Here is an 8067-nt window from a genome sequence, read left to right as displayed (position 1 = left end):
GAATCTCTTCGCTTTTCTGTGTAAAATGTACTTGGGTCATGTAAAAGTCCTCCTGGGTATGTTTTTGTCGTTAAAAACATTGTACCGTAAAAGGACTGTTATATGGCCTTTTTACTTTTACACAATTATACGGACTTTATCATTTACATTATATTATATTTTTACTTATCTTTAAAAGTTATTAACTTACTATTACTAAATTAACTTATTCAATCAAACAATTGCATTATATTTAATTAGGTGTTTAAAAAAAGCTAACCAACAAATTAAATCATTGGTTAGCCAAATGTATCATACTTCTTCAATTTCTTCTTCACTAACAATAAAGCCCATAGTATTCACACTGTTATTTAAAAATGTTAAAACATAGCGCATCACTTGATCACGTTCAGGTTCATTATGAATCTCGTGATAGAGCCCTTGCCAAACTTTATAATAAAATTCATTCGTGCTAAGTTTATTTTTTAATTCTTCTAAAGAACGCAATTCTAATATTTTATCTTCTGTGCCATACATGAGTAATGTTGGCATTGATTGGATGTCTTTCAAATGTTGTACTGTATCTTTCATTGTTTCTAGAACAATGTTATACCATTTATAAGTTACCTTTCTTAACATTAAACCATCTTGATTTGTTTCATCAATTACTTCATCATTTCGTGTTAAGTCTTCAGGTTCTATACCTAAGTTGAAGCGTGCATCCTTAGAACCTTTACCAATATTAGAGATAAGCATATCTTTGCGCGTTTTATTGTTTCTTTTAAATTCTAACAATGGAGAAAGGAGTAACATACCCTCGATAGGCAATTCTGTTTTTTCAAGTACATTTAATAATATCAATCCACCTAGCCCGACGCCCATAACGAATGTAGGAATTTTATATTCATTTGCGATTCTAACCCATTCCAACAGCGTTTCATGGTAAATATCAAAATGCTCGAGTTGCCCTTTACTCGCTCTAGAAGTTTGACCTTGGCCAGGTAAATCACCCATGATTACGTGATAGCCATTACGTCTTAACATCGTAATGACATAAGCATATCTACCAGTATGCTCTAAGATATTATGCACTATAACAACGACACCTTTAGCATCATGTTCAGTTTCCCATTTCCACATATGTATGATTCCTCTCTAACTTATATTTCAATAAATGTATTATATCAGATTATCTGTTAAGTCTGGTGTAAATCTGAGACACAATCTCATTATAATTATTGTCCGGCGATGTAATTATACTCTTTTTTATAGTATTCAGATAATTGAAAACGCTTTCTACTATGTAATATTCATGCTAAACTATTATTAAATTATTAGTTTAATGTAATTTGGAGGAATGGGATATGTCACTTTTCAAAAATTTTTTTATTGCATTATCAAATAGCACATATTTAAATGAAACTGCCAAAAAAGTAGGACCCAAAATGGGTGCTAACAAAGTTGTAGCTGGCAATACGATCGAGCAACTAATTGATACAATCGAGAGACTCAACGATTTAAATATTGCTGTTACAGTAGATAATCTTGGCGAATTTGTTGGAACGGTTGAAGAAGCAAATCAAGCAAAAAATGAAATTTTAGAAGTTATGCAAGCCATTAAAGATTATAATGTTGATGCACATATGTCAGTAAAATTAAGTTCACTTGGTGGTGAATTTGATACAGAATTAGCTTATCACAATTTAAGAGAAATATTACTTAAAGCTAATGAATTCAATAATATGCATATTAACATTGACACTGAAAAATATGACAGTTTACAACAAATCGTTGAAGTACTAGATCGTCTTAAAGGGGAATTCAGAAACGTTGGTACTGTAATACAAGCTTATCTTTATGATGCAGTCAATTTAATTGATAAATATCCTAATTTACGCTTAAGATTAGTCAAAGGTGCTTATAAAGAGGATCAACAAATCGCTTTTCAAACTAAAGAAGAAATTGATGAAAATTACATAAAAATCATCGAAAAACGACTTTTAAATGCTAAAAATTTCACTTCTATCGCTACACATGATGACCAAATTATTAACCATGTTAAACAATTTGTTAAATTACATAATATCGATAAGGATCAATTCGAATTTCAAATGTTATATGGATTCCGTAGCGAATTAGCTGAAGAAATTGCACGACAAGGATACCATTTCACTATTTATGTACCATATGGTAATGACTGGTTCGGTTATTTCATGCGTAGATTAGCTGAGCGTCCACAAAATTTAGCACTAGCATATCAAGAGTTCGTCTCAACTAAAACATTGAAGAAAATTGGTCTTTTCACTAGTTTAGGACTTGGAGCAGCCTTTATAATTTCAGGTGTAACTAAACTTATAAAACGATAAGTCCGGGACAAAAATAATATAGTGAAGCTATTTTGCAAATTCGCAGTAGCTGACTGAACTGAGAAGGCGCTTAAATCAAGCTTTTCTCAGTTCTAGTCACCCTTGCAGGCGGGGCCCAGCAAAGAGAATTTCATCAAGAAATTCTACAAGCAAAGCAAGCTGGGAGTCGGGGCCCCAACACAAAAAATCACGAAAGTGATTTTACAAGCTAAGCAAGTTGGGAGTGGACGACGAATTTAAAAGAATTCTGTCCCACTCCCTATCATTTCAAATTAAAACTGTTTTAATAAATTAGCCATTTCAATCGCACTTACTGCAGCTTCGGCACCTTTATTTCCTGCTTTAGTACCCGCTCTTTCAACTGCTTGTTCAATACTTTCTGTTGTTAATACACCAAATATAACTGGTGTATCACTCACGTCATTTGCCTTAGAAACACCTTTAGCTACCTCATTACACACATAATCATAATGAGATGTTGCGCCTCTTATAACACAACCTAAAGTTATAATTGCGTCGTATGCACCTTTTTGGGCAAGTTTTTTTGAGACTAATGGAATCTCAAATGCACCAGGGACATATGCAACATCAATATTACCCTCTTCAACACCATGACGTACGAGTGTATCTTTCGCACCATCTAATAAACGATTGGTAATGAAATCATTAAAACGACTTACTACAATTGCTACTTTTAAATCTGTTCCTACTAATTTACCTTCAAAGTTCATATTTATTCCTCCTAAATTAAATGACCCATTTTGATTTTTTTGGTATTCATATACTCATGGTTATATTCAGTTTCTGCCACTATAATTGGTGTACGATCCGCAACTGTAATACCATATTCAGATAAACCTTCAAATTTTTTGGGATTATTACTTAACAAGTTCACTTGTTGTACATTAAAATAATTTAATATTTGTGCTGCAATGTGATAATCTCTCAAATCTTCATCAAAACCTAAAGCTAAGTTAGCTGTTACTGTATCATGACCCTGTTCAATCAATTCATATGCTCTTAGTTTATTTATTAACCCTATCCCTCTCCCCTCTTGAGGTAAATAGATAATTAAGCCACCATGCGAATGAATATATTTCATTGCCACTTCTAGTTGTGCACCACAATCGCATCTTTGACTATGGAAGATGTCACCTGTTAAACAAGCGGAGTGAATACGTACATTTTCAGTCGCACGTGGTTTACCCTTAGCAAGTACAACAATTTCTTCATTAGTTAATGGTGATTCAAATCCATACATTTCAAAAGAACCGTAATCTGTTGGCATATTTACCTTTGCTTTCAATTCAACATTAGCGTTTTTATCCTTCTGGTATTTAACTAAACTTTCAATTGTAATCATTTTAAGGCCATGACGTTGTTTAAATGCTTCAAGTTGTTCACCTTTAGCCATAGTGCCATCTTCGTTCATAATTTCGCATATTACACCAGCAGGTTTAGCTTGCGTAAGTTTGGCTAAATCAACAGCCGCTTCAGTATGACCGGAACGTTCTAATACACCCTTTTCCTTAGCAATGAGTGGAAATAGATGACCAGGTTTATGAAAATCCGACGGTGTAGATTCAGGATTAATTAAGGCACGTGCCGTTGCCATTCGGTCAAATGCACTTATACCAGTTGAAGTTGTTACATGATCGACACTAACTGTGAAATTCGTTCCAAAGTCATCCGTATTATGATCAACCATTGTGTTTAGATTTAATCTTTGAGCTATATCTTTACTAATTGGTGCACAAATCAATCCTCTACCTTCTTTTGCCATAAAATTGATGGTATTATCATTCATCCATTGCGTAACAGCAACCAGGTCACCTTCATTTTCACGATCTTCATCGTCCACTACAATAATACTTTCACCACGTTTTAAAGCATTTAGTGCATCTTTTATCTCATCAAATTTCATTTAATCTTACGCCTCCTAAAATCCAAATGCTTTCAGCTTATCTAATGTAAGCTCTGATTCATTTCTACTCATCATTCGTTCAACGTATTTGAAAAGAACATCCGTTTCTAGATGAACTGAATCTCCTTTTTGCTTGGAAGATAAAATCGTTGAACGTCTCGTTTCAGGTATTAAATGAATATCAAAACTATCATTCCGAAGATCAAAAACAGTTAAGCTTACACCATCTACAGTGATAGAGCCTTGTTTAACCATCTGTTTAATAATCGTTGGCGATGCTTTAATCGAAACAATTCTTGAATTAGATGTTTCGTTTACATGCGTAATCACACCTTTATCATCGACGTGACCTAAAACGAAATGACCTCCAAAGCGACCATCTCCTGGCATTGCGCGTTCTAAATTCACTTCATCATTTTGCTTAATTTGTGATAAGTATGTTTTATCTTCAGTACCTTTAATAACTTGTACCGAAAAATAGTTACTTGTAAAATCAATCACCGTTAGACATGCACCATTCACACTAATAGAATCACCAATGTGCATGTCTTCTACAATCGTTTGACAAGCAATATCCAGTGTTCTAACTGATTGATGCGTACGAATATTCTTGACAGTACCAATTTCTTCAACGATACCTGTAAACATGAGTTGTCACTTCTTTCGCAAGATCATTTTTAAATTTTGATTAATTAACTCAGTAGAAATAATTTCAAATTGCGTGGCGTGGTTTAAATCAATGACATCATTTGTTTGATAGAATTGATTTTTCCCAGAACCACCTATTATTTTCGGGGCGTAATAAATAATAAGTTGATCGATAAAATGTGTTTGGAGAAATTCCGAAGTTACACGAGGTCCAGCTTCTATTAATAACTTACCAATACCTCGCTTATAAATATCTTTTAAAATATCTTTTAATTTACATTCAGTTAAATAGATTATTTTGACATTTGAGTTTGGACTTTTAAGATGCTCATTTTCTGTGTATATCCATACTTCGCTTGAAGAATCTTGGAACAATTGCTTTGTAAAGTCAATATTGCCACTTCTTGATAAAACGATTCGAATAGGATGTTTACCGTTTGGAATACGCGTCGTATATTGGGGATTGTCAGCGTTAATTGTGCCATTACCTGTTAATACAGCATCATGCGTGTGTCTTAAATGATAAACATCTTGTTTCACATCTGAATTTGTAATCCATTTGCTTTGACCCATATCAGTAGCCTGTTTACCATCTAATGATACAGACACTTTCATCGTGATTTCAGGTAATTGTTCTGACTTAGCTTTGAAAAAGTCACGATACAACGCAGCTGCATCTTCTGTGTATTGATATTCAACTTCGATGCCAGCTTGTTCTAATATAACATCCCCTTCAGAAGGTAATGTTGTATCTTTAACAGCGTAAACAACTTTACTTAGTCCAAATTCTATAATTTTATTCACACATGGTGGTGTTGAGCCAAAGTGCGTACAAGGTTCTAACGAAATGTAAATCGTTCCACCTTTTGCATTTTCTCCAGCCATATCAAGTGCTTGTACTTCCGCGTGTTTATCACCTTGTTTAAGATGTGCACCCAGTCCGACAATTCTACCGTTCTTGACTACGACAGCACCCACTGGCGGGTTAACACCCGTTTGACCTTCAACCATTTGTGCGAGTTGTATTGCATAATTCATAAAATAACTCAATTCATCACCTCAAAATAAAAATTCCCTATACCAATAAAACATTTACAGGCATAGGGAAATTAAATATATGTTCAAATAAGCTTACAACATTTCTTAAATGTGTATGCTAAATAAGCGTCATTATAACTTAAATTGACGTCTCGATTCTTTCTCCCATCCAGACTTTCACTGTCGGCTCTAGACTTTCACTAGATCAGCCATCAAAGTAGTTAACCATATACTTTGACAGGTCGCAGGCTTAATTTACTGCCGGTTGGGAATTGCACCCCGCCCCGAAAGAATTCATATGAAATTGTGATTATTAGAGTTAATGTAGTTTGATTACTACACTAATCATCATACGCTTATTGTTTAAAAATTACAAACCGTCTACGCTATATAATATTAAACAGTGTAACCATTGATGCAATTTGGTCATTTAAGTGTAAACATGCACTTTAAGCATCGATGTGATCAAACTTACTTTGATTGTCGTACATATAGTTGACAGAACTTACTGCTTGATCAACAATCATCTTCACACCATTTCTTAACTTGTTAACACCGTTCGTCACTTGTCCAATGGCAATCATATTATTTAATGTTCCATATCTTGGGCTAATGACTTGATTCGTTTCTGGAATAATTTGAATACCACCCATTGGATGAGGCTGAACGATTTGTCTATTTTGAAGGTTCAGTATAAGCTGATCTTCGTCATCTAAATCTGACAAATGTGTTTTGGATCCAGTTGAATTGATTATGACATCATATAGTTTAGGTTGTCGCTCATCTTTAAATGTTAATAAATAACCGTCATCTGCATGTTTAATATCCTCTAATCCTCTTTTAATAATAAGTGATTGATTACGTATGAGTTTAATAATTAATTCTGCTGTACGTGGTGGCATTGGATTTGAATTTAATTGAATATGTTTTGAAAATCGCTTATCAAAGGCTTGCTGATCTTCTCGACTGAAACTATTCCATATCCAATTCAAATTCTCTTTAACATTTTCAATCAAACTTTGAAATACTCCGATTTCATTTGCACGTTCGAGATCATATTGTAAATCTTTAATTGTATTACCGGTACGTCTATGTATTAATTTATCTAACTCTATATTACGGTCTTCACATTCTTGTTGAAATAATTCAAAAGCGATTTCTAATGGAACATTTCCAAAATGTTTTCCTTTTAGCTCATTAAACTTTTGTTTAGTTAAATATTTGAATTCAATATCAACCATATTCCCTCTTACACTTGGCAGATGTGCTGAACGACTCGTCATAGTAATTGGCAACTTAGGATGATGTGTAGCGACATACCTAACAACATCTAAACTAGCTAATCCAGTTCCAATTATGGCTATATCATCTGATTCTGAAACTTCATCCAATGTATTATATGTAGGATAAGGTGTTTGAATATATCCTTTTTCACCTTTTAATTGATACGGATCATGATAAGCGAAAGTACCTGTTGTTAAGAAGATATAGTCGTATTCTTTCCATTCACTCATATCTTCTGATGTACATACATAATATTTTAATGTCGTCTCATCTATTTCTGAATTTGTAAAAATTTCACGAACTGGACGCTTGATAACCGAAAGATTATCAAATAATAGGTCAAAGTTAGATAGATAAGATTTCATATAATGACCAAACACAAATCGAGGTAAGTACTTAGGATTATCAAATTTAAACTCTGATTGTTCTTGATACCAATTCCAGAATTCTTCGTCATCATCTAAATTTAAACTCATCTGCTTTGTTGGCAAATTTATGAGTAACTGACTACTGTCATTTTGAAATGGCACACCTTGTCCCATATTCTTTTCATTATCATAGACATCTACCTCTAAATATTTAAATGCTTCATTTTTGACTAACTGCCTTAAAACACTCACACCAGCCGTACCCATTCCAATTATAGCTACACGCATATATCATCATCCTTCTTTATTACTCTAAAAAGCCTTTTTAATATACCTATTATATCAATATCATAAATCGCTTAAAATAATTTATACTTATATGTTATTATCATCATTTTTCATTTAACTCAGCAATTATGGTAGTATTAAGTTATTGAGGTGAAGATAAAGTCCGTATAAT

At 33.3% G+C, this 8067-nt stretch carries 7 protein-coding genes and 1 riboswitch; of the genes, 1 reads left to right on the top strand and 6 read right to left on the bottom strand.

What is annotated here, in order from left to right:
• Positions 1-291: 291 nt before the first annotated feature.
• Positions 292-1119 carry an alpha/beta fold hydrolase gene (locus KA858_RS08840; RefSeq protein WP_210135476.1) on the bottom strand — a complete coding sequence of 276 codons (828 nt, stop codon included), beginning with the start codon at positions 1117-1119 and terminating at the stop codon, positions 292-294.
• A gap of 224 nt (positions 1120-1343) precedes the next feature.
• Between KA858_RS08840 and KA858_RS08835 the strand changes: the two genes are divergently transcribed.
• Positions 1344-2345 (top strand): proline dehydrogenase family protein, encoded by a 1002-nt coding sequence (locus tag KA858_RS08835; protein ID WP_210135475.1) that lies wholly within the window; start codon positions 1344-1346, stop codon positions 2343-2345.
• A gap of 272 nt (positions 2346-2617) precedes the next feature.
• Here the strand turns inward: KA858_RS08835 and ribH are convergent, their stop codons facing one another.
• The 5 genes from ribH to KA858_RS08810 form a co-directional block, all read right to left on the bottom strand.
• Positions 2618-3076, bottom strand: coding sequence for a 6,7-dimethyl-8-ribityllumazine synthase (gene ribH, locus KA858_RS08830; RefSeq protein ID WP_210135474.1), 459 nt, complete (start codon positions 3074-3076; stop codon positions 2618-2620).
• An 11-nt stretch (positions 3077-3087) separates the two neighbouring features.
• Positions 3088-4269 (bottom strand): 3,4-dihydroxy-2-butanone-4-phosphate synthase, encoded by a 1182-nt coding sequence (gene ribB, locus KA858_RS08825; protein ID WP_210135473.1) that lies wholly within the window; start codon positions 4267-4269, stop codon positions 3088-3090.
• A 15-nt stretch (positions 4270-4284) separates the two neighbouring features.
• Positions 4285-4917 (bottom strand): riboflavin synthase, encoded by a 633-nt coding sequence (locus KA858_RS08820; protein WP_107630338.1) that lies wholly within the window; start codon positions 4915-4917, stop codon positions 4285-4287.
• A 6-nt stretch (positions 4918-4923) separates the two neighbouring features.
• Positions 4924-5967 (bottom strand): bifunctional diaminohydroxyphosphoribosylaminopyrimidine deaminase/5-amino-6-(5-phosphoribosylamino)uracil reductase RibD, encoded by a 1044-nt coding sequence (gene ribD, locus KA858_RS08815; protein WP_210135472.1) that lies wholly within the window; start codon positions 5965-5967, stop codon positions 4924-4926.
• A gap of 141 nt (positions 5968-6108) precedes the next feature.
• Positions 6109-6251, bottom strand: a riboswitch (FMN riboswitch).
• Between the two features lie 153 nt (positions 6252-6404).
• Complete coding sequence (locus KA858_RS08810) at positions 6405-7895, bottom strand: FAD/NAD(P)-binding protein (RefSeq protein ID WP_210135471.1); 1491 nt, start codon at positions 7893-7895, stop codon at positions 6405-6407.
• Positions 7896-8067: the final 172 nt, after the last annotated feature.

Origin of the sequence: Staphylococcus sp. GDX8P80P, from assembly GCF_017893095.1 — a bacterium.
GTDB classification, from domain to species: Bacteria; Bacillota; Bacilli; order Staphylococcales; family Staphylococcaceae; genus Staphylococcus; species Staphylococcus borealis.
This window is presented reverse-complemented; position numbering and strand designations above follow the sequence as displayed.

Bases quoted from the DNA above. Each gene is read 5' to 3' on its own strand.
- KA858_RS08840 (WP_210135476.1), bottom strand. From the start codon at position 1,119: ATGTGGAAATGGGAAACTGAACATGATGCTAAAGGTGTCGTTGTTATA.
- KA858_RS08835 (WP_210135475.1), top strand. From the start codon at position 1,344: ATGTCACTTTTCAAAAATTTTTTTATTGCATTATCAAATAGCACATAT.
- ribH (WP_210135474.1), bottom strand. From the start codon at position 3,076: ATGAACTTTGAAGGTAAATTAGTAGGAACAGATTTAAAAGTAGCAATT.
- ribB (WP_210135473.1), bottom strand. From the start codon at position 4,269: ATGAAATTTGATGAGATAAAAGATGCACTAAATGCTTTAAAACGTGGT.
- KA858_RS08820 (WP_107630338.1), bottom strand. From the start codon at position 4,917: ATGTTTACAGGTATCGTTGAAGAAATTGGTACTGTCAAGAATATTCGT.
- KA858_RS08810 (WP_210135471.1), bottom strand. From the start codon at position 7,895: ATGCGTGTAGCTATAATTGGAATGGGTACGGCTGGTGTGAGTGTTTTA.